The organism is Mucilaginibacter terrae, assembly GCF_042679325.1.
GTDB classification, from domain to species: domain Bacteria; phylum Bacteroidota; class Bacteroidia; order Sphingobacteriales; family Sphingobacteriaceae; genus Mucilaginibacter; species Mucilaginibacter terrae.
On record NZ_JBHTMJ010000010.1, the window covers coordinates 38,570 to 59,931 of the forward strand.

Below are 21,362 nucleotides of genomic sequence, written 5' to 3' on the forward strand. Positions count from 1 at the left end.
TGTCATAAGATGCTCCCTTTAGAAAACCTTATAATATTAGAATTTTGCCAATATATGGCTGGCCCGTCTGCCGGATTGCGGCTGGCGGATATGGGAGCCAGGGTTATTAAAATAGAGCGACCGGGTACAGGAGAAGGGGGCCGGAAAATTGCAATTAATAACCTTTTTTCGGGAGATGATAGTATAGTATTCCATACCGTCAATCGAAATAAAGAATCCTACACGGCCGATCTCAAGTCACCTGAGGACTTGGCAAGCATAAGGAAGCTTATTAAAGTTGCAGACGTAATGACGCATAATTTCCGGCCTGGGGTGATGGAGAAAATCGGTTTGGGATATGATCAGGTTAAAGCGTTAAACCCCCAGATTGTATATGCTACAATTACCGGTTATGGTAATCAGGGACCTTGGGCAGCCAAACCCGGACAAGACCTGCTGGTGCAGGCTTTATCCGGACTGACTTGGCTATCCGGGGACAAGACAGATCCACCTACTCCATTTGGCTTGGCTGTTGCAGACATTTTTTGCGGTGCCCATTTTGTGCAAGGCATACTTGCTGCATTGATCAGGCGGGGCAAAACCAAACAGGGTGCGCTTGTCGAAGTGAGTCTCCTTGAGTCGTTAATAGATCTGCAATTTGAAGCTTTGACCACATTTTTGAATGACGGGAACAAGCTGCCCCAAAGATCAGCTCAAGGAAATGCTCACGCTTACCTTAGTGCCCCCTACGGTATCTACAAGACGAAGGATAGCTACCTGGCTTTAGCTATGGAGGAAGTTGTCTTATTGGGCAACCTCCTCCATACGGACCGCTTAGCTACCTTCCTTGACAGTTCTGACTGGTTTGAAAAGCGGGATGAGATCATGGCTATCCTACAGGATTTGCTGAAGCATAAAACAACCCAGGAATGGCTTGATCTTTTAGAGCCGGAAGATGTTTGGTGTGCCGCTGTTTTCAACTATAAAGAGCTTTTGAACCATGCAGCTTATAAAGTTCTACAAATGGATCAAACGGTTGTAACTACAAGCGGAGATAACATACATACCACCAGGTATCCTGTTAGATTAAATGGACAACGCTTAACCGCTGCCAGGCCTGCTCCGGTATTAGGACAGCACACACAACAGATCAATTCGGAGTTCAAACTAAATCTATCATGAAACCATTACTTGATTTGCTAGTAATCGATTTAAGCCAGTTTCTCTCTGGGCCGTCTGCCAGTTTAAGATTAGCCGATTTGGGTGCTCGCGTGATCAAAATCGAAAGACCTGTAACAGGAGATATTTGCCGGTCATTATACGTTTCTAACCTTGATTTAAATGGGGAATCTTCTATTTTTCATGCCATAAACCGGAATAAGGAAAGCTTCATAGCTGATCTCAAGCAGTCAGCAGATTATAATCAGGTTATTAAATTAATCAAAATGGCGGATGTTCTAATTCATAATTTCAGGCCTGGCGTGATGGAAAGATTAAAGCTTGACTATGATTTGATAAAGCAAATTAATACCTCCATAATTTACGCAGAAATTTCTGGCTATGGTGTGGACGGGCCATGGGCTGGTAAGCCCGGCCAGGACTTATTAGTGCAGTCGCTTAGTGGTTTAACGGGGCTCAATGGCAATAGCGATAAAGGGGCTGTACCAATGGGTATTTCCATTATCGATATATTGACAGGAACATACTTAGTGCAAGGGATTATGGCTTCCCTCGTCCAACGCGGTATTACAGGAGAAGGAACGCTAGTGCAGGTAAGCATGTTAGAGGTTGCAGCTGATTTTCAATTTGAAACAATTACGACTTATTACCGGGACGGTGGCCAGCCTACCCGCAGGACACTCCATAATAGCGCACATGCTTATCTTGGAGCACCTTATGGTGTTTATAAAACAGCGGATGGATTTTTGGCTATCGCCATGGCATCGGTCCCCGAACTCGGTAGTCTGCTAGGCTGTTCCGAATTACAGGAATATCAGCAACCTGCTAGCTGGTTCCATGAGCGGGAAAAGATAAAAAGCATATTGGCCGATCATTTATTAAGTAAGGCTACACAGCATTGGCTTCAAATATTGGAACCGGCTGATATTTGGTGCGCCGAGGTTTTGAACTGGCAACAATTGGTCAATCACGAAGCATTTAAGTCCCTGGAAATGGTTCAGCGCGTTCAGATGAAAGATGACTTTTCTTACTTGACAACAAGGTGTCCTATTAAAATAGATGGTGAACCATATTTTTCTTCCACCGCTGCACCAACATTAGGAGAACATACCGCGCAAATCACTAACGAACTTTTAATGACCAATTCTTTATGACGACGCAGGTAAAAACGAAATTCAAAATAGCTTTGAGGGAGTTTTCGCCATTCGAAGTCACTGTGAAAAAGATATGGGATCAGTATTGCCGTAAGACCGGGTGCAAACAGGAATTGGAAATCCACGCGCTACCTTTGCACGATCTATATGACAGACTAATTAAAAACCAAGAATTAAGCACAGAAGAGTGGGATTTGGCTATTCTTAATACGGATTGGATCACCGAAGCTCATGCCAAGGGACTGGTAACAGACTTGACATCGTATATTGATCAGGACCCTCCTGAAGGATTTCCTGAGGGATGGCCCCCGTCATTATTGGGTATGCAACAATTTGAACACCAAATTTCTGGACTTCCATTTCACGACGGCCCTGAATGCTTAATTTATCGGAAAGATCTATTTGAAGATCAGCAAGAGCAGGAACAGTTTTTTATTAAGTATGGTAAAGTTCTGCAAGTTCCTCGTAACTGGAATGAATTTACTGAGGTAGCTGAATTTTTTCATCGCCCGTATAGAGGACTCTACGGAACAGCATTTGCGGCTTACCCCGATGGTCATAACACTGTTTTTGATTTCTGCCTTCAGCTTTGGACCAGAGGTGGAGAACTTACTGACGACAATGGCCGGGTAAACCTTAATTCAGCAGAAGCAATTAATGGCTTATTATTTTACCGTGAAATGCTCCGCAATAAAGCTGCAATTCACCCATTAAGTCCGTCTTTAGATTCCGTTAAATTGGGTCTTGCATTTGCATCTGGCGAACTGGCTATGATGATCAATTGGTTTGGCTTTGCCTCTATGAGCGAGGTTCATCCCGATTCTTTGGTTAAAGGCAAAGTTGACGTTGCAGATATACCGTTTGGTATTGGTGGCCATAGCGTGTCGTTTAATGCTTATTGGTTGTATATCATACCTACAGGAAGCACTAATAAATTGCTGGCTTACGATCTCCTTCGTTACGCAATAAATGAGGAAAATGATAAGCTCCTTACACTTGAGGGCGGTATTGGCTGCAGGCTGTCCACTTGGCGGGACACAGAAGTCAATGCGGCCGTTCCCTTCTACCATAAATTGGAACCGCTCCATATTAACGCCAAATCTCTCCCTCGACAAACAAATTGGGCCGATATAGCAAAAATTATCGATGACATGGTGATCAACGTTATTCGCACCGACCGCGAGGTTTCTGCTATAGTTAAAGATGCTCAAATAGAACTGGACCTGTTGTACCCAAAAGATGAATATACCTTATAAGCCCGAATTACCGAAAAACCCTCCTTCTATCATCATCATTGGGGCTGGAGGCATCGTACGGGACGCTCATTTACCTGCTTACAAAAAAGCTGGCTTTGAAGTTTTTGGCATCACCAATCGTAGTATGGCACGAGCCCAGGAACTTGCGGAAGTTTATGGTATACCTCACGTTTTTACCTCCCTTACCGAAGCCGTTGAACATGCTCCCAATAATGTAATTTACGACCTTACATTAATGCCGGATCAATTTGTAGACGCCTTGAACAAGCTACCCGATGGGGCAGCTGTTTTGATACAAAAACCCATGGGTGATTATTTCGAGCAAACCAGCGAAATTTATGCAGTTTGCAAACGAAAGAAGCTTAAGGCAGCAGTTAATTGTCAGTTACGCTATGCGCCTTTTGTTCTGGCAGCACGTTATCTGATTGATGAAGGCTTTATCGGGCAGGTTTATGATATGGAGGTTAGATTGACCACCCATACACCTTGGGGTATCTTTCCCAATGTGGTGAACCACCCGCGGCTAGAAATTCAAATGCATAGCATTCATTATATTGATCTGATCAGGTCTTTTTTAGGAAACCCGGACGGAGTTTACGCCAAAACGTTAAAACATCCCTCCAAAAATTATGCATCAACCCGGTCTACATTAATTTTAGACTACGGCGATGCGCTTCACGCGGTCATTAATACCAATCATGATCATGAATTCGGGTTGCACAATCAAGAAAGTTTTATCAAATGGGAAGGAACCAAAGGCGCCATCAAAGCTAAAATGGGTTTATTGTTGGATTATCCCAAAGGCGTACCGGATTGCTTTGAATATTGCCTGAAAGTACCTGGCGAAGCTCCAGTATGGCAGCAGCTTGAATTGGTAGGTAGTTGGTTTCCTGACGCGTTTATCGGCACTATGTCCGCACTGATGATGTTTGCCAATGGTGAGTGTAATATTTTACCTACCGGAATTGACGACGTGATTCATACAATGGCAGTTATTGAAGCTGCTTATAAGTCTAATCATACGCATGGCATACGCCCTGACGCGGATGCATTTAATTTAAAATAGAAAGATATGTTTATCCGATCGAAATTTTTTGAAGATTATATTTTAAACGAAACACGCGCCACACTGGGACGTACGATCACGGAAACTGATTTTGTGATTCACGCTGGTCATACAGGAGATTTTTTTCCTCATCACATGGATGCAGAATGGTGTAAAACACAATCTTTCAAGCAGCGAATAGCGCACGGCACCTTAGTTTTCAGCGTGGCTATTGGACAAACTGCGTTAGAAATTAATCCTGAAGCTTTTTCTAAGGGCTACGACCGGTTACGGTTTGTAAAACCTGTGCATATTGGTGACACCATTACCACGCATGTAACCATTAGTGAACTTGCCGACGATAAAAAAACAGGTTTCGGGAAAGTGGTAGAGCACGTGGAAGTAAGTAATCAACATCAACAGGTGGTGCTGGTATGTGATCATATTTTACTAGCTAAAAGAAAAAATTAAACATGGATTTTTTAAAGCAATTTAATTTAGCCGGAAAGACTGCTTTAGTCACCGGCTGCAAGCGCGGTATAGGCAAAGCCTTTGCTTTAGCGCTCGCTAACGCGGGTGCGGATATTATAGGTGTATCAGCTACACTGGAAAAATCCGGCAGCGAAGTCGAACTGGCTGTAATGGAGGCAGGCCGCAAGTTTTTCGCTTATCAATGCGATTTTAAGAACCGGGAGTCGTTGTATACATTTATTAATCAAGTAAAAGCTGATTGTCCACCCGTCGACATCTTAATTAACAATGCCGGAAATATTCTTAGAAAGCCAGCAGTTGATCACCCGGACGCCTATTGGGATGAAATAGTTGAAATCAATCAAAATGCGCCCTTTATACTATCCAGGGAGTTTGGGAAAGAAATGGTTGCTAAAGGCTATGGCAAAATCGTTTTTACAGCTTCCTTATTGACTTTTCAAGGGGGTATAAACGTGCCTGGTTATGCCGCTTCGAAAGGCGCTATTGGACAATTGACCAAAGCACTTGCCAACGAATGGTCTGTTAGCGGAGTTAATGTGAATGCTATTGCTCCAGGTTATATCACAACCGATAATACAACCGCCCTCCGGGAAGACAAAGGTCGGAATGCGGCCATTTTAGCACGTATCCCGTCCGGCAGGTGGGGTCAGGCCGAAGATCTTGGAGGAGCGGTGATATTTTTGTCTTCACATGCTTCAGACTATGTTAATGGTACAATTTTGACCGTAGATGGCGGCTGGATGGGACGCTAATTATTAAAAAAGAATTATGAAAGCAGCATATTATTGCGGAAATGAAAAATTTGATATCAGGCCGGGCACCCAAGAAGCCTTGATACCAGGCATGGTTAGGGTAAAGATCGCTTATTGTGGTGTTTGTGGCACTGATGTCCATATTTATCATGGTAAAATGGACCAGCGTGTGCAAATTCCACAAATCATTGGACACGAAGTGGCTGGGGTCATTGAAGAGGTTGCCCCGGATGTCGCCGAATTTAAAAAAGGTGATCATGTTGCAATACGCCCACTTCAGCCAGGTCTTGAAGATGCTGCAGATAATGGCCAGTTACATATTGGAAAAAACCTGAAGTTTATAGGTATTGATTCCCCGGGCGGTATGCAGACATACTGGAACGTACCAGCATATACTTTGCATTTGTTACCAGAGGACATGCCTTTGCATATTGGTGCATTAATAGAGCCATTGGCAGTTGCGTGTCATGACGTACGGCTCAGTGAATTGAAGGCCGGAGAAAATGTTGTTGTACTTGGCGGTGGCCCTATCGGAGTATTGATAGCACTTATTGCGCAATATAAAAATGCAAGTGTTTTGCTATCTGAGCCTAACATTAACCGAGCACAAATGGCCAAGTCTTTAGGGATTAATGTAGTTAATCCAAATTTGGATGACTTAGTTTCAGCAGTGGAGGTATTCTCTCATGGAGCGATGGCGGATGTTGTCTTTGAAGTAGCTGGCGTTATTCCGACAGTCGAAATAATGACCCAGTTAGCCCGAGCACGCGGACGAATAATTATGGTCGCCATTCACGGTGTCAAACGGGAGATTGATTTATTCAGGTTTTTTTGGAGAGAATTAAAACTTATCGGCGTTAGGGTCTATGAACCTGAAGATTTTGACGAAGCTATTCAAATCGCTGCATCTGGCAATTTACCACTGGAAGAATTAATTACAAGCATCAGCCCATTGGAAAAAATTAGTGAGGTTTTTAAAGCGATTGATGAAAATCCAGCAGGTATAAAATACCTTTTGAAAGTTGATTGAGCTAATCGGTTAAAAATTATTTAAGTAAATTACATCGTGATGATCACACCTAATCCAATTGCTGGTACCGCTTTACATGCTATCGGAGGAATATCTGCATCAACTTGTTATCTTCCTTATCATCAAACAAAAAAGTGGTCCTGGACTTCTTTTTGGTTAGTACAAGCATTATTTGCATGGTTATTAATCCCCTTGTTATTGGCTATTTTGACCGTGACCGATTTTATCGGCATTATCAACCGGGCACAACCATTAATTCTCGGAGGGACATTTATCTTAGGTGCATGCTATGGTTTCGGTGGAATGTCATTCGGCTACGCTATCAGGCATATTGGTTATTCGCTCACCTACACGATTTCTATAGGTATTTCTGCTATTTTAGGTACCCTCGTGCCTCTGATTATCAAAGGAAATTTAGTAAGCTATTTTACAAGACCAGGCGGGGGTATTGTTTTTCTGGCAATGTTAACAGCGCTTCTGGGAATTATTTTATGCGGCTGGGCAGGATTCAAAAAGGAAAGAGAGTTAGGCGCGGATAAAACATTTAATATGCGAAAAGGGCTTATACTTACCATCATTGGCGGGCTCTTGTCGGCAGTTTTTAATATCGCGCTAGAGTATGGCCAGCCGTTGGCTGATGCCGCCGCAATAGCTGGGGCCGGTCAGTTTGAAGGCAATGCCAAGTTGGTGGTAGCCACATCCGGATGTTTTGTGGTGAATTTAATTTGGTTCCTTTATTTAGGGTATAAAAATAAGGAATTGAAGGAGATGTCAATTTCTGGTGGCTTAGCGATTCGCGATTTGATCAGGAACTTTCTATGGTCGGCTTTGGCAGGTTTTCTTTGGTGTATGCAGTTTTTCTTTTACGGCTTGGGTCATGTGAAAATGGGGAATTTTCAATTTGCTAGTTGGCTAATACATATGTCTATGCTCATATTTTTTAGTTATGTAGTTGGATTGATTATGAAGGAATGGAAGGACGTTTCAAAAAAAGCTTCTTTAATTCTTATTATTGCCCTTTTTATATTGTGTTGTTCTTTTGTTATGATGACATATGGAAGCTCTATGGGCGAAACCGTAAGTGGCCATTAGTTAAAGAAACATTTACAAACACTCTTTGGACAAAAGGTTGAAAATTATACCTAGACACGGCTAACATCTAAAACTTTTTCACGTTATCAAACAGGACTCAATAATTTCGGGCATCACTAATTTTAAAACAGATCCACTTTTTATAAGATTATTTTGGCTGAAACTAACGATCGGAATTCGGTTGATGAGGTAAAGAGGCTTTAAAACTCTTAGTTTGCCGGATTTTAACATTCATAGCTAAAAATGCAATTTGCATTATATTTAATTAACTGTCTAGGTTCAGTGAATTGGTGGCTAGGCAGTATTATTTCGCAAATAAATGGCCAATCGATGGGTCGATAAAAGATTGTTTAGAGCGAAAAAATTCCAGCCATTATTGATTAACTATTATGCTACTTTAAAATATAGCCCCTGCGCCTTAGCCGATTTTTACCATACTCCAAACACATCTTTATGCGGGCTAATATTGACAGAATTGCAGCGGGGTAATTTTGAATTTGGAAGAAAAAAATTATCATGATGTAAACTCATGCTCACAAAGAATTTTGCACCTGCTTTTTTATATAAAGCCACCAACTGCTCGGGGTTCCATATTCAGCTTTCCATCAGGATATAATATCTTATATCCTGATACGATGGGTTACTGAATGCGCCTATCCTGCGTGCAAACAACTGTCCGGGAAAAAAGCCAAATAAGGAGGTAACACCATCGTAATGCAATTGCAATTTGTATTTTAAATTTCAGCTTGAGCATATTATTTTAACGTTTAATATATTTAATACGCTTGTAAAATTACTTCCGCGTCTCTCAAATTTGCCGAAGTAGCTTTTAGCAAAATTTTCCCTGGGCTTTTATTGGTTTGTATTAAAACCTGGCAATAGCCATTGAAGGCCTTCCGCTGATTAGATTTTTCCGGATCATGGCTGCTCGGGTCGCCGTTGCCTACACCAATGATCCTACCCGGACCGGCGATCGAAAACTTAACCAAATTATCTGCTGTCGGCACCACGCGGCCTTTATTGTCTTTTACCGCAATATTTACAATGGCTACGTCTGTACCATTAGCCTTCAGCGTTTGGGTATCACTAACCAACGCCAATAGGGAAGGCTTATTTGTTGTTTCAATTACCTCTTTTGTGATTAATTTATTTTGTTTAAATCCTTTTACCTCAAGCCTGCCCGGTTGGTAGATCGCGTCATATTCGAAATAATCAAAAGGTTCAATCTTTTTCTTTCCCAATGTTTTGCCATTAACAAAAACTTCAACTTCATCGCAATTAGTGTATCCGCGTAACTTAATTGTTTTACCTTCTTTTCCGGGCCAGTTCCAATGTGGGAATATATGTACCGTTGGCACTGTAGTCCAGGCTGCTTTATACGCGTAGTAACCATCCTTGGGGAAACCACATAGGTCCATGATACCGAAATGCGAACTTATATTTGGCCATAGGTAAGGCGTGGGTTCGCCCCGGTAATCAAATCCTGTCCATGCAAAGGTTCCGCTTAAATAAGGGTAAAGCACGATATGTTTCCAATCTTGTCCAGGTTGTAATCCCCAGCCTACACCCTTCCCGAGATTAGAAACGTAGGCTTTTTCCTTATTATCTTCATATTCACCACGTGTTGATACATAGCTGGTTGATTCCGTAACCAACATTTTACGGTTTGGAAACTTTTCGTGATCTTTAACGTATTGCATCCCGCGTTGACCGTAATTATAGCCGACAACGTCTAATACATCGCTGTATCCGCCTTCGTTCCAGCCATGGTTCATTGCTGCCGTTACCTGCCGCGTAGGGTCAAGCTTGTGTACAGTTGCAGCCAGAGTTTGCAAGATTCTTGTTCCTGTTACATTACCTTCCAGGTTTTCTTCATTTTCGAGGTTCCACATCATCACCGAAGGGTGGTTTCTGTCACGCAGCACTAATGTTGTTAGATCTTTGATGCCCTCTTCAGTACTAGACAACAACCGGTTTTCATCAAGCACAAGCATACCCAGGCTATCACATATATGCAGCAACTCAGGGTTCGGTGCGTTATGCGCAGAGCGATAGCCATTGCATCCCATTTCCTTGAGGAGCTTTATTTTATATTCGTTTATTTTATCTGGCAGCGCAACGCCGACACCTGCAAAATCCTGGTGGTTCGCCGTGCCCTTTATTGGATAAAGCTTTCCATTCAGAAAAAAGCCCTGGTTAGTTAGCTCAACCGTTCTTACGCCGAAAGTGGTTTCATAAGTATCAAGCAGATTATCGCGTTCTTTAACTTCGGTATGCAGTTTATACAAAGTCGGCGCTTCCGGTGACCACAGCGAGGGATGTTTAATAAGTCCGTTTTGCGCAACTACCTGCTGGTCGTAAGGTGCTACCGTTTGAGTCGCGGTCTGTACATCTAACACAGTTCCTTTACTATCTAAAATTTTAGAAATGAGCGTTATGCTTTTCGAAGTAGAATTCTCATTCTGTATTGTGGTTTTTATATTAACCCGGGCTTCGCTGGCAGACAACTGCGGAGTGGTTACAAAGGTTCCAAACCTGGTCACATGAACACGGTCCGTTTTTGTTAGCCATGTATGACGATAAATTCCGGCACCTTCATACCACCAACCTTCGTAATCGGTGGCATCTACCTTAACTAAAATCACATTTTTCCCCTCCGTGCCATATCGCAGCACATCTGTCAGGTCATAATTAACCGGTATATATCCACTTTGGTGGTTGCCCATCAAATGTCCATTTACCCAAACCGTACTATTCCTGAATATTCCGTCAAATTCTATGGTAATTTTCTTGCTTTTGTCGGTCTCGGCAACGCTGAATTCCTTTCTGTATAAACCTATTCCACCCGGATGATACCCATTACTGGCTCGCTGGCTACCGATCGTATTATCATTCACCACGGGTTCATCAACTAACCAGTCATGAGGCAGGTTAATGTTTTGCCAGTCGGTAGGTTTATAAGGAACAATCTTGTTTTTATCGGTATAAGCAATTATCTCTTCATCTCCGGTTATCAATTTAACATTTGCATCTGTCAGGCCGCCTTGTCGTCCAGCTTTCACCGCCTTTTTGATAGCGATATCGCCTTTGTGAAATTGCCAGTCAGCATCAAAATTTAGGTTTAGCCTTTGCGATTGTGCGTATGATTGATAAGGAATATTAGCCGTGTAAACTGTTAAAAATACAATGATGATTTTTACAATTCCCATCAAATTGTCATTGCAGTACGTTGTTTTCATTAGAATTAAATTTAAAAATACCTTAAACATTGTTGTCCGACCGTGCATTTTTCTTAGCGCACAGGTAATAGAAAACGGTACAAAATGTTCAAGCAATGAATTATTATCAATTGTTTATAAAAGCATTTAGTGCCTTGGTTGGTTTACCGTCGTCGCCCCACGCACTTAAGGCATAATGGCTCCAAATGCCGGCGCCCTCTGGCTCCCAATAAATTACACCTAAGCCTTTGCCATCAGGCACTTCCCTTACTTTCTTTTGAACAGCCAATAGCATATCATGTGTGTTTTGCGCTTTTGTAGCTTCGCCACCTACTTCTACAACCATCACTTCTTTGTGATACCTTGAAGCCATATCTTTTAAATTATTTCCCAAATCATCAATAGAAAGTGTATAATCAGGCTTGCCTTTAAGCCAGTAGGGATAATACGAAAAACCTATAACATCGTATTTTTTACTATGTGATGTGGCGTTGTCAAACCAAATTCGAAAGCGGTCGTTATAATTGCACCGGTCAATGTGTAATATCACTTTCGTTTTAGTGCTAACTGATTTAACAGCATCATAACCCTTATTAATTAATTGCGATAATTGGTTCCAGTTAGAAGTACTTCCTTCCGGGTATATCATTCCGCCGGGTATCTCGTTGCCTAATTGTACCCATTCCGGAGTAACCTCTGCTGCCTTTAATGACTTCATTATACCCAGCGTATATTCATAAACATCAGTTAATAAATGAGGAAAATCATGCCCTTCCCAAGCTTTAGGTTTTTTCTGTTTCAATGGAGAAGCCCAACTGTCACTGTAATGGAGATCGATCATCACGCGCATCCCTAATTTTTGTGCCCTTACAGCCATAGCTACAGTTTCTTCAGTACTGCAATGCCCTCTTGTTTTATCATCCGATGGATTAACCCAAGCCCTGAGCCGAACAGTATTGATACCGCGTTCTTTCAAAATTTTAAGGCAGTCTTCTTCTTTGCCGTTTGTATTATAAAACTTAAACCCGGTGGCTTCCATTTGCGGTAACCAACCTACGTCTGCGCCTTTAACAAAATTATTAGCGTGATTTACTGTGGAGATTTTTTTTACGGTGCACCCTGCCGCTATAATAAAAAGCAAGAAACAAAAGGCTGACCCCGTATTGATTTTCTTCATAAGTTGTTATCATTAGTTTATAAACATTAGTCCTTTTCAATGTCATGGACTGAAATTACAAAAGATCTTATTCTGAAGTTTCCAGGCTAAACTTGGTAATTCCTCTTTAATGGCCTTCCGGCCTCAGCGGTTGATTTTGAGAAAAATAATTATGCATGAATAATAGCTGATAGCCAATGGCATTGGACCAATAAGACCAATTGTGCGTACCCGGTCGTGCGACGTAGTCGTGGGGGATATTCAGGTACTGCAGTTTTTCATGAAGGGCGAGGTTAACTTTATAAAAGAAATCTTCCGTCCCGCAGTCCATCATTAGCGCAAGGCTGTTTGGGGACAATAGGTTAAGCATATTAATTACGGTGTTCTTATCCCAGTTTTCTTGTTGTTTAGCAAAAGTTCCCAATCGTTTAGCCAGTTCCCAGTTTCCCGGAAAAGGCCTGATGTCTACGCCGCCGCTCATACTCCCTGCTGCGCCAAAAACATCTTGGTGCTTAATAGCCAGGTATAAAGCGCCATGTCCTCCCATACTTAAGCCTGTTATGGCCCTGGCAGTTCGTTTCGGGATGGTATGGAAATTCTTGTCAACAAAACCAACCAGTTCCGATGCGACATAACTTTCATACCTGGATGTACTGTCTACCGGGCTGTCCAGGTACCAACTGCTCCAGCCACCATCAGGGCAAACAATGAGTAACTGGTATTGATCTACCCATGTCTTAAGCTCCTTGACATTTTTCATCCAGTTGGAGTAATTACCTCCGTAGCCGTGTAAAAGATACACAACTGGGTACCTATTCCGACCGGAATAACTGTCCGGAATAATTACAACTGACTTAATACTTTTATGCATAACAATGCTGTAAGTACTTATGGTGTCAACTTTTGCCGCCCATGAAAGCATTGGTAATGCCAAGAGTGAAAACGATTTTAGTAAAGTGCTAAAAAATTTCATATTTAATGCTAAGCTCTGATTTGTTCAACAGAAAACTAGGTGTTATATTCTAGTCCACACACCATAGCTGGTCCTTACATACAAATTGATTTGACAAACTAATGGCGTATATTCCTTATTAATATAATTGGGCAGCCAGCTAACTGGCAGGAAGTTTACTAATTCGTTTAATAACTATACCGCGGAAAGAAGTATTGCGTTAACAATTAACGACTGCTATGCTTCAATTTATTAATTAACACCGATCAGATTTAAGATTACTTAGCCTGTTTACTGACCGATATTAATTTACTTACTAGTCCTTATTTTTAGCTGATTAATAATGAATGGAACAGGTCATTTAGTGACTTACAATAATTTGTTTCCGGTTAACGCTATTCGCTGTTTTCACATGTAAAAAATAATTCCCCGATGGAATCCAGCTAACATCCACCTGTACCGTTGAAATCTTATCAGAACTTCCATGTAATAAGATTTTGCCTTGATGATCTAAAATTTGGTAACTAAAGGGTGCTTTTGCCGTAACCATGAGAAGCCTGTCAACTGGATTAGGATAAAATTTAAAACCTCCGGATTGAGTCAGTTCTGGATCCGTTGTTTCTACATTACTTGATTTAAAGTCTTCCTGGGGTACAAGTCCGGCTAACGTTGTCACCACCGGTTCCTCAAACGTTATACACCAATTCCGGAGTATATTTCCCATGGTTGCAGGAACATTTGCATCCTGATATAACGCTGTCGTAGGATCTGAATCCCGTAAATTGCCTTTTGGAGAACCGGCTATATTTCTTCCGGTTAATGAGCCCAGCACTGCAGAAAAAGCGTAACGAAGTTTTGGATTATTCCCCGTTGGAGCATTTGTTAAAGTAAGTCTGACTTTATCCGGGGCTATAATACTGATACCACTTTTGCCCGTCAATGATGCAGAATTCGAATCATCTCTATATTCAAATCCGTAGTTAGCCGTTGACATCACTGCTGTTGTATCAAAAACAAGCGGCCCCACAGGCACATTAAACTGAACTGTAATAATATTGCCGGAAATATTCACCGATTTTGGAGATAGGGGAAGCCATGCCTGATTATCAACCAAAACCTTTTTAATAACTTTTCCATAATATTCGCCAAGGCGCCTGTACGAATAATTAGTTAAATGTAAATTATCGCTATAATCGAGCATATATTTAGGTGCAACCAGGTAAATTTTACCGGGATTATTTTTTGCCGCCGCATATTGTCCTAGAGCTACTCTCGGAAAGGTTCTGAATACATTCCATGAAGACTCCTGACAGAGAAAGAGTGGAATAGTTTCCGATTGTCCGGTTATAGCAGTCATATCGTTTTGATAGTCCTGTTGCCAATCTTCAAGAAAGGTTCTGTATTGACTAGCGGTTGTATTTATCTGCTCGTCTCTTTCTCCGTGAACTGTTGCCGTAGCAGACACCCGGTAAGGTTTGTTAATTTGAACAGATAATTCCATACCGGCAGCAATATAACCGATTCCGTTCTGATAAGCTGTCGTTCCCTTTTTCAATAGGTTATACTCTGTTCCACCAATTCCGTTTAGGGATACGATAGAATTAGATGTACTTGATAAGTTTGAAAGTTTGTTAGCTAAGGCGCTGCTCATCGATTCGGCATTCGGTCTTGCATTGGTGGCTGGCTCAACTAAAGGAAGCAGTGCAGTTGCTTCAAGGTTAAGCATTTTGTTACTGTATGGCTGCGTAAGGGTTAAGGCCGGTGTTCCATTCCATCCTAAAGAAAGACTCTGTCCGCTGATTAAAATATGCTGATTATAATTAGCTACTGAACCTGCAGAAGGCGTGGCTGTTCGCAATGTACTTACCGGACCTATTCCGGATGACGCATCAACTGTGCTTATCCTGAAATCATAAGCAGTCCCATTGGTAAGCCCGGTTACTTTTACACCTAATTTGGTAGATACGCCGTCAGCAAACGTACTCCATGTACTCGCGCTGGACGCCTTATATTGTATGATATAATCAGTTGCTCCTTTTACAGCAGTCCATTGTAACAGGACCGAGGCTGGAAGAGAAATGGCATTAATGTAGGTGGGTGCAGCAAGGTTGGTTAAAGGAATGCCATAAAAACCCAATTGATCAGCTTCCATAATTTGGCGATCCGTGGCAGAAATCTCAGTATCAAAAATGAGTACTTCTGGCATACTTCCCGATACGCCGTAAGTGCTAAATCCTCCAAGACTCGAAAAATTACCTACAGTACCCGTTAACGTTCCATAATTTTTAACAAGCAATGAGCCGTTCTTCCATGTAGAACCGACGGGACCGGATTCGGTATTTGTTATAATATTTGTATTAGTGTTTTGAACAGTTTGGTAGGCTTGCTGATTAGTGCTTCTTGCAGAATTCAATATCAAAGTATCGGTATGGGAATAACCGAACTGGTTAGTGTTAGTATTTCCAACAAAAATATGAGCACCCGTTGTGCGGCTCAGTTTGTTAACGACCGAAATGGTATGTTTAGATGTAGAAATAAATGCAGTTGGAGCGGTTAGTGTTGTGATTGGGCTATTAGACCAAATGATGGTCGGCTTACCGTTTTGCGTTTCTATAACACCAGAATTGACTATGCGGGGTTGACCTGACGTTGTTGTATTGACTGCATTTCTGCCATTTCCCGACTGATCATACCAGGTTGTTATGTAGGCACTGGCAGAACCTACGAAGGTAGTAAGCGCCGTAGTGTTAAGTGAGCCTTCGGTATTGAAGCCAATATCCTGAGTAGCGTTATCATTGCTTCGGCGTACCTTTACGGCTAAATTAGCATTGTTTTTCACTCGCCGCAGGCTATAGGCTGCCGATGCGGCTGAGGTCATTTTATTTAAAACCGGCTGACCTGAAACAGCAATGGTAAAATATGCGCTTTGATTTGCTTCCAGAGAAAGGCGGTCTGCTGGTGAAATCTCTGATTGAAAGATAATGATTTCGGGGGTGCTTCCCGATACACCAAATGTACTAAACCCTCCTAAACCTGTCATTGATGCCGCCGTACCAACCAAGGTACCGGTATTTTTAGTCAACAAAGAGCCGTTCTTCCAAACTTCTCCACTGGCACCGTTTCTGGTATTTGTTAAAATGTTAGATATAGTTGTTTGGGTTGTGGTATAGGCCTGTGCAGAGGTGGTTCCTCCAACGTCGAGATTAAAAACCGTTGGACTTGTGTAACCCAGGTAATTGGTGCTCACATTACCAACAAATACGTGAAATCCTGACGTACGGGATAATTTATTGACAATTGAAATGGTATGAGCTGCTGTAGAAATAAACGGTGTTGCCGGTGTTAAGGTGGTTAATGGGCTGTTAGACCAAATAATAGCAGGCTTATTGTCCTGCATATCAATAATACCCGCATTTACAATACGTGGCTGACCCGTTGCAGTTGTATTTGTGGCATCCCGTCCGTTACCCGACTGATCATACCAAGTGACAACATAACCGTTACCTGAAGAACCTACAAAAGTTATTAATCCCCCTAAGTCTAAATCTCCCTTTGAGTTGAAGCCAATATCCTTGGTGGTGTTATCGCTGCTGCGACGGACTTTTAGAGACAGTGTAGCCGTGCTTTTGAGTTTTCGGATGCTGAATGCGGCAGACGGTATGGCAGAAAGATTATCTAATATAAACTGCGCACTGGCCGTCAGGCTTGTTAAAAGAAATACTCCAAGAATGGAAACTAATTTGATTGTCTTCATAGGTGATTTTATTGGAATAGGTTATTAGGTAACAGGCACGTTAAGCCGTAATCAATAATTGGTCAACAAACCTAATAAAGAAAACCGGTTTTGCAAACATTTTTTTATTTTTAGTATGATACAGCTTAACGATTAATGATTGAAGGAACTAATTGATTATAAGGCGGATTTGATTGGTTTATAATCTAAAACATTCGTTGGCAGATCTCATGCGGGAAAAAATAGAAGTTTTTAAAAATAAAATGAAAAACCGGTTTTATTGAATTAATATTGCTACCCAATATATTACAAACCAGTTTAAGATTATACCGTAACCATTATTTAAAAATTTATGAGAAGAAGATCTTTGATTAAAGGTATGGGCTTAACGGCCTCAACGCTGTTCCTCAGTCGATACGTAAAAGCTCTCGAATCACCTGATCATTATGGTGCATCAGTTCATCCGGGCACATTTCTACCCAATTGGGAGTCGTTACAAAAGAACTACCACACACCGGACTGGTTCAGTAAAGCTAAATTTGGAATATGGGCGCACTGGGGCCCGCAGTGCCAGCCTGGCTCAGGTGACTGGTATGCACGACGTATGTATGAGGAAGGTTCGAAAACCTATCAGTTTCACCTCAAGAAGTATGGGCATCCATCGGTATTTGGATTTAAAGATGTTATTCATGAATGGAAAGCCGAAAAATGGGATCCTCAAAGTTTAGTGGCTTTATATAAAAACGCAGGGGCCCAATATTTTGTGGCACTGGCCAATCACCATGATAATCTGGATCTATATCGTAGCAAATATCAGCCTAATTGGAATTCAACCCGCGTTGGTCCAAAAAAAGACGTTATCGGAGGCTGGTCAAAAGCAGCGAAAGAGCAGGGGCTACCTTTTGGGGTAAGTGTTCATGCCTCTCATGCCTGGACATTTTACGAAGTAGCGCAGCGTTCAGATCAAACAGGGTCTTTAGCTGGTGTGCCATATGACGGAAAATTGCAAAAAAAGGATGGTGCCGGCAAATGGTGGAATGGACTCGATCCGCAGGAATTGTACGAACAAAAACACCCGCTAAGCGAAAACAGCGGAGTTAATGGCATTCTAGAAAATAAGCAATGGCGCTGGCAAAACGGTGCCGCTAAGCCAACCCAACGGTACATCAACAATTTCATCGATAGAACCATCGACCTGATTGATAGCTATAATCCGGATCTGGTTTATTTTGATGATGCTGTTTTACCATTTTGGCCGTTAAGTGATGAGTGTTTGAAAATAACCGCGCATTTATACAATAAAAGTATTAAAGACTATGGCAGCCTTAAAGCGGTAATGAATGCTAAAGGCCTCGATCTCAATCAGCGCAAAGCGATGGTTTGGGATATTGAGCGGGGCAAAACCAACGCTATCGAACCGCTTCCATGGCAAACCGATACTTGTATAGGTAGCTGGCATTATGATCAGAGTATCTATGAACGTAAAGCTTATAAGCCAGCAAAAACCATTATCCAGATGCTGGTTGATATCGTAAGTAAAAATGGAAATCTCCTTTTAAATATCCCCGTTCGTGGAGATGGCACTATTGATGATCAAGAACAACAGATCGTTCAGGAGATAGGACGCTGGATGAAGGTAAATGGAGAAAGTATTTATGACACCGTTCCCTGGAAAATTTTCGGAGAAGGGCCTGCGCAGGAAACAGAAGCTCAATTGGTACGGGAAGGGTTCAACGAAGGTAAAGGAAGGGCCTTTGGGCCGGCAGATATCCGGTTCACCTGTAAACCGAACATCTTGTTTGCTACAGTTTTTGGTTGGCCCGAAACAGATAGTATAGTTATTAAAAGTCTTGCCAATGGGTCTGCTAATTTGCAAGGGCCAATCCAACGTGTTGAACTACTCAGCACCAAACAAGTGCTGGAGTTTGAACGCAGACCAGAAGGCTTGCGTATAACACTGCCAAAGGATAAACCCTTGGACAGTTATGCCAGTGTATTCAAAATACTTACCTCTGCCTGATCTAAAATATCTTTAAATGTTAAAGCAACTTCAATTGAATACATACAGAAATTTGCAAAACCGGTTTTATTAATTTATCATTGCCTTGCTAAACCTGAGTTTCCCAATTAAGATTTCGGAACCACAATAAACGATACTACATGATATACAAGAACGATCCGGAACTGAACACACCTTATGTGTTAACCGCTGATATTGGGGGATCGCACATTACAGCTGCCGTGTGCGACCTAAAGACTAATACGATCATCGACCAGAGTCTAATACGAACAGAGGTTATGAGCAAGGGTCATGCATCACAGATATTTTCCACTTGGGGGCAGGCTCTTTCGAAGTCGGCACAGCTAAGCGGAGTTGAGATTTCCGGATTAGGACTGGCAATGCCTGGTCCGTTTGATTACGAAAAAGGCATTTCATGCATTAAAGGACTTAATAAATACGAAGCACTTTTTGGCATGGACGTCAGGCACAAACTGGCGGAATCCCTGACTTTGGATCCGAATAGAATCAAGTTTTTAAATGACGCAGAAGCTACCATAGCCGGAGAGGCTATGTCAGGTGCCGGGAGCGGATACAAGAACTTTGTGGGTGTTACGCTGGGAACAGGTTTTGGTTCGGCGCATTGCCTTAACGGACAAACAAAAGATTTGAATTGGGGTAGTTTGCCTTTTAAAGATAGTATTGCTGATGATTTTCTTTCTACTCGTTGGTTTCAGCGCCGCTACCATGAGTTAACCGGTATTTCAATCAGTGGTGTTAGAGAGTTGGCACAACAGGCCGATCAAAGTCAGACCTCCCGCCAGCTATTCAAAGAATTTGCCATTAACATGGCCGACTTTTTAAGTACACTTCTCGCGGATATTGAACCCGAAACCCTGATCCTATGTGGAAATATCACTAAAGCGTCCCGTTTATTTTTGCCGGAATTATCTAAAAGAATCAATGTGCCAGAGATCAGACTGGCCGGGCTTGGTGAAACCGCTGCACTAATTGGTGCTGCAGGACAATTTGAAACTGTTTCTCTAACTTAATTAAAGCCCATGATACCAGAATCAGGCAAAGCTGCCTTTACCGAAAAGAAGTTTATTGTAACTTATGTTTTTGTAACGTCGCTATTTTTAATGTGGGGTCTTCTGCATTCTATGAGCGATGTACTGAACAAGCATTTTCAAAATGTTTTGAATTTATCTAAAAGCCAATCCGGACTCATCCAGCTTTCCGTTTTCGGAGCCTATTTTGTAATGAGTATTCCTGCTGGTTATTTTTTGAAAAAATTTGGCTACAAACCTGGCGTAATTTTGGGATTGGGCTTATTCGCATTAGGAACATTTCTATTTATCCCTGCAGCAAACGCCGGATCTTTCGGCTTTTTTCGCATTGCCTTATTTATTATCGGATGTGGAATGGCTACGCTGGAAACCGTTGCCCACCCCTTTGCCGCCGCACTTGGAGACCAGCGAACCAGCGACCGTCGCATTAATTTTTCACAATCTTTTAATGCCGTAGGCACTATTGTTGGCCCCGCCCTCGGAACGTATTTTCTATTGAGGGCAACGGGTGGAGACAGCTCCGATCTTGGCTCTGTTAAAATATTATATGTCAGCGTCGGTATTGTCATTGCTCTCATAGCGGTAGTTTTCGTATTCCTGAAGATTCCTGTTTTGAATGATCCGCATGTTGCTGCGGATGTTGATGCTTCAGCAGTAAATGTCGATCTCGCTCCTGGAAAAAAGCTTTATCAGCACAGTCATTTCGTTTGGGCGGTAATTGCTCAGTTCTTTAACGTGGCTGCACAGGCAGGCACCTGGGCTTATTTTATTAACTATGGGCATGATGTGATGCACTTCAGTAACCAAACGGCAGGCGGATACATGAGCATTTTTATGGCAATGATGGCTTTAGGCCGGTTTTTCGGAACTTACCTTATGCGCTTCGTAGCACCGAATAAGTTGCTGGCTATATTTGCATTCGGCAGTATGGTGATGTGCGCAATTGTTGCACAGGGGCTTGGTTGGACATCCTATATCGCTCTGATGATGATCAATTTTCTTTTTAGCATTCTTTTCCCCACAATCTTTAGCCTTGGTCTAAAAAATCTAGGTAAGCACACCCAGCAAGCATCCTCGTTTATTTCCATGGGTGTGGTCGGTGGTGCGGTATTTCCTTTATTAATGGGGCTGATCGCTGATCATGATGTTGCAAAAGCCTACTACTTACCAATTATATGTTATGCCGTTATTTTTATGTTCGGCTACAAATTTTATAAAGTCAAGCACTAAATATTACCACACCAGTTATCAAGTT

General features: G+C 42.0%; 16 protein-coding genes. 11 read left to right on the forward strand and 5 right to left on the reverse strand.

Going from position 1 to position 21,362, the window contains the following annotated elements; translation table 11 throughout:
• The first annotated feature begins 9 nt into the window (after positions 1 to 9).
• From ACFQ3S_RS08725 to ACFQ3S_RS08760, 8 genes are read left to right on the forward strand one after another with little or no spacing between them, the layout of a single operon-like run.
• Positions 10 to 1,161, forward strand: a complete 1,152-nt coding sequence (locus ACFQ3S_RS08725) for a CaiB/BaiF CoA transferase family protein (RefSeq protein ID WP_377163381.1) — start codon at positions 10 to 12, stop codon at positions 1,159 to 1,161.
• Positions 1,158 to 2,312, forward strand: coding sequence for a CaiB/BaiF CoA transferase family protein (locus tag ACFQ3S_RS08730; protein WP_377163383.1), 1,155 nt, complete (start codon positions 1,158 to 1,160; stop codon positions 2,310 to 2,312). The genes ACFQ3S_RS08725 and ACFQ3S_RS08730 overlap by 4 nt, the downstream gene beginning before the upstream one ends.
• The gene (locus ACFQ3S_RS08735) at positions 2,309 to 3,568 is read left to right on the forward strand and encodes an extracellular solute-binding protein (protein WP_377163385.1); all 1,260 of its coding nucleotides are present in this window, start codon (positions 2,309 to 2,311) and stop codon (positions 3,566 to 3,568) included. The genes ACFQ3S_RS08730 and ACFQ3S_RS08735 overlap by 4 nt, the downstream gene beginning before the upstream one ends.
• Positions 3,552 to 4,634 (forward strand): Gfo/Idh/MocA family protein, encoded by a 1,083-nt coding sequence (locus ACFQ3S_RS08740; protein ID WP_377163387.1) that lies wholly within the window; start codon positions 3,552 to 3,554, stop codon positions 4,632 to 4,634. The genes ACFQ3S_RS08735 and ACFQ3S_RS08740 overlap by 17 nt, the downstream gene beginning before the upstream one ends.
• A gap of 6 nt (positions 4,635 to 4,640) precedes the next feature.
• Complete coding sequence (locus ACFQ3S_RS08745) at positions 4,641 to 5,084, forward strand: MaoC family dehydratase (protein ID WP_377163389.1); 444 nt, start codon at positions 4,641 to 4,643, stop codon at positions 5,082 to 5,084.
• A gap of 2 nt (positions 5,085 to 5,086) precedes the next feature.
• Positions 5,087 to 5,857: an SDR family oxidoreductase gene (locus ACFQ3S_RS08750; RefSeq protein WP_377163391.1), complete on the forward strand. Its 771-nt coding sequence runs from the start codon at positions 5,087 to 5,089 to the stop codon at positions 5,855 to 5,857.
• Between the two features lie 16 nt (positions 5,858 to 5,873).
• Complete coding sequence (locus ACFQ3S_RS08755) at positions 5,874 to 6,887, forward strand: zinc-dependent alcohol dehydrogenase (RefSeq protein WP_377163393.1); 1,014 nt, start codon at positions 5,874 to 5,876, stop codon at positions 6,885 to 6,887.
• Positions 6,888 to 6,926: 39 nt separating this feature from the next.
• Complete coding sequence (locus ACFQ3S_RS08760; protein ID WP_377163395.1) at positions 6,927 to 7,979, forward strand: L-rhamnose/proton symporter RhaT; 1,053 nt, start codon at positions 6,927 to 6,929, stop codon at positions 7,977 to 7,979.
• Between the two features lie 429 nt (positions 7,980 to 8,408).
• On the opposite strand, the gene ACFQ3S_RS08765 is transcribed toward ACFQ3S_RS08760, so the two are convergent.
• The 5 genes from ACFQ3S_RS08765 to ACFQ3S_RS08785 form a co-directional block, all read right to left on the reverse strand.
• The gene (locus ACFQ3S_RS08765; RefSeq protein ID WP_377163707.1) at positions 8,409 to 8,573 is read right to left on the reverse strand and encodes an alpha-L-fucosidase; all 165 of its coding nucleotides are present in this window, start codon (positions 8,571 to 8,573) and stop codon (positions 8,409 to 8,411) included.
• 182 nt (positions 8,574 to 8,755) lie between these two features.
• Positions 8,756 to 11,218, reverse strand: a complete 2,463-nt coding sequence (gene galA / locus ACFQ3S_RS08770) for a beta-galactosidase GalA (protein ID WP_377163398.1) — start codon at positions 11,216 to 11,218, stop codon at positions 8,756 to 8,758.
• Positions 11,219 to 11,324: 106 nt separating this feature from the next.
• A complete protein-coding gene (locus ACFQ3S_RS08775) occupies positions 11,325 to 12,374 on the reverse strand; it encodes a glycoside hydrolase family 53 protein (protein WP_377163400.1) in 1,050 nt (349 codons plus the stop codon).
• 106 nt (positions 12,375 to 12,480) lie between these two features.
• Positions 12,481 to 13,275, reverse strand: coding sequence for an alpha/beta hydrolase (locus ACFQ3S_RS08780; RefSeq protein ID WP_377163709.1), 795 nt, complete (start codon positions 13,273 to 13,275; stop codon positions 12,481 to 12,483).
• A 391-nt stretch (positions 13,276 to 13,666) separates the two neighbouring features.
• Positions 13,667 to 17,059 carry a T9SS type A sorting domain-containing protein gene (locus ACFQ3S_RS08785; RefSeq protein ID WP_377163402.1) on the reverse strand — a complete coding sequence of 1,131 codons (3,393 nt, stop codon included), beginning with the start codon at positions 17,057 to 17,059 and terminating at the stop codon, positions 13,667 to 13,669.
• A gap of 331 nt (positions 17,060 to 17,390) precedes the next feature.
• On the opposite strand from ACFQ3S_RS08785, the gene ACFQ3S_RS08790 reads away from it, so the two are divergent.
• From ACFQ3S_RS08790 to fucP, 3 genes are all read left to right on the forward strand, one after another.
• Complete coding sequence (locus ACFQ3S_RS08790; protein ID WP_377163404.1) at positions 17,391 to 19,058, forward strand: alpha-L-fucosidase; 1,668 nt, start codon at positions 17,391 to 17,393, stop codon at positions 19,056 to 19,058.
• Positions 19,059 to 19,198: 140 nt separating this feature from the next.
• A complete protein-coding gene (locus ACFQ3S_RS08795) occupies positions 19,199 to 20,089 on the forward strand; it encodes an ROK family protein (protein ID WP_377163406.1) in 891 nt (296 codons plus the stop codon).
• A 9-nt stretch (positions 20,090 to 20,098) separates the two neighbouring features.
• A complete protein-coding gene (gene fucP / locus ACFQ3S_RS08800) occupies positions 20,099 to 21,337 on the forward strand; it encodes an L-fucose:H+ symporter permease (RefSeq protein ID WP_377163408.1) in 1,239 nt (412 codons plus the stop codon).
• Positions 21,338 to 21,362: the final 25 nt, after the last annotated feature.

Excerpts from the sequence above, each read along its gene's own strand:
- ACFQ3S_RS08725 (WP_377163381.1), top strand. The coding sequence starts at position 10 with ATGCTCCCTTTAGAAAACCTTATAATATTAGAATTTTGCCAATATATG.
- ACFQ3S_RS08730 (WP_377163383.1), top strand. The coding sequence starts at position 1,158 with ATGAAACCATTACTTGATTTGCTAGTAATCGATTTAAGCCAGTTTCTC.
- ACFQ3S_RS08735 (WP_377163385.1), top strand. The coding sequence starts at position 2,309 with ATGACGACGCAGGTAAAAACGAAATTCAAAATAGCTTTGAGGGAGTTT.
- ACFQ3S_RS08740 (WP_377163387.1), top strand. The coding sequence starts at position 3,552 with ATGAATATACCTTATAAGCCCGAATTACCGAAAAACCCTCCTTCTATC.
- ACFQ3S_RS08745 (WP_377163389.1), top strand. The coding sequence starts at position 4,641 with ATGTTTATCCGATCGAAATTTTTTGAAGATTATATTTTAAACGAAACA.
- ACFQ3S_RS08750 (WP_377163391.1), top strand. The coding sequence starts at position 5,087 with ATGGATTTTTTAAAGCAATTTAATTTAGCCGGAAAGACTGCTTTAGTC.
- ACFQ3S_RS08755 (WP_377163393.1), top strand. The coding sequence starts at position 5,874 with ATGAAAGCAGCATATTATTGCGGAAATGAAAAATTTGATATCAGGCCG.
- ACFQ3S_RS08760 (WP_377163395.1), top strand. The coding sequence starts at position 6,927 with ATGATCACACCTAATCCAATTGCTGGTACCGCTTTACATGCTATCGGA.
- galA (WP_377163398.1), bottom strand. The coding sequence starts at position 11,218 with ATGAAAACAACGTACTGCAATGACAATTTGATGGGAATTGTAAAAATC.
- ACFQ3S_RS08775 (WP_377163400.1), bottom strand. The coding sequence starts at position 12,374 with ATGAAGAAAATCAATACGGGGTCAGCCTTTTGTTTCTTGCTTTTTATT.
- ACFQ3S_RS08780 (WP_377163709.1), bottom strand. The coding sequence starts at position 13,275 with ATGCTTTCATGGGCGGCAAAAGTTGACACCATAAGTACTTACAGCATT.
- ACFQ3S_RS08785 (WP_377163402.1), bottom strand. The coding sequence starts at position 17,059 with ATGAAGACAATCAAATTAGTTTCCATTCTTGGAGTATTTCTTTTAACA.
- ACFQ3S_RS08790 (WP_377163404.1), top strand. The coding sequence starts at position 17,391 with ATGAGAAGAAGATCTTTGATTAAAGGTATGGGCTTAACGGCCTCAACG.
- ACFQ3S_RS08795 (WP_377163406.1), top strand. The coding sequence starts at position 19,199 with ATGATATACAAGAACGATCCGGAACTGAACACACCTTATGTGTTAACC.
- fucP (WP_377163408.1), top strand. The coding sequence starts at position 20,099 with ATGATACCAGAATCAGGCAAAGCTGCCTTTACCGAAAAGAAGTTTATT.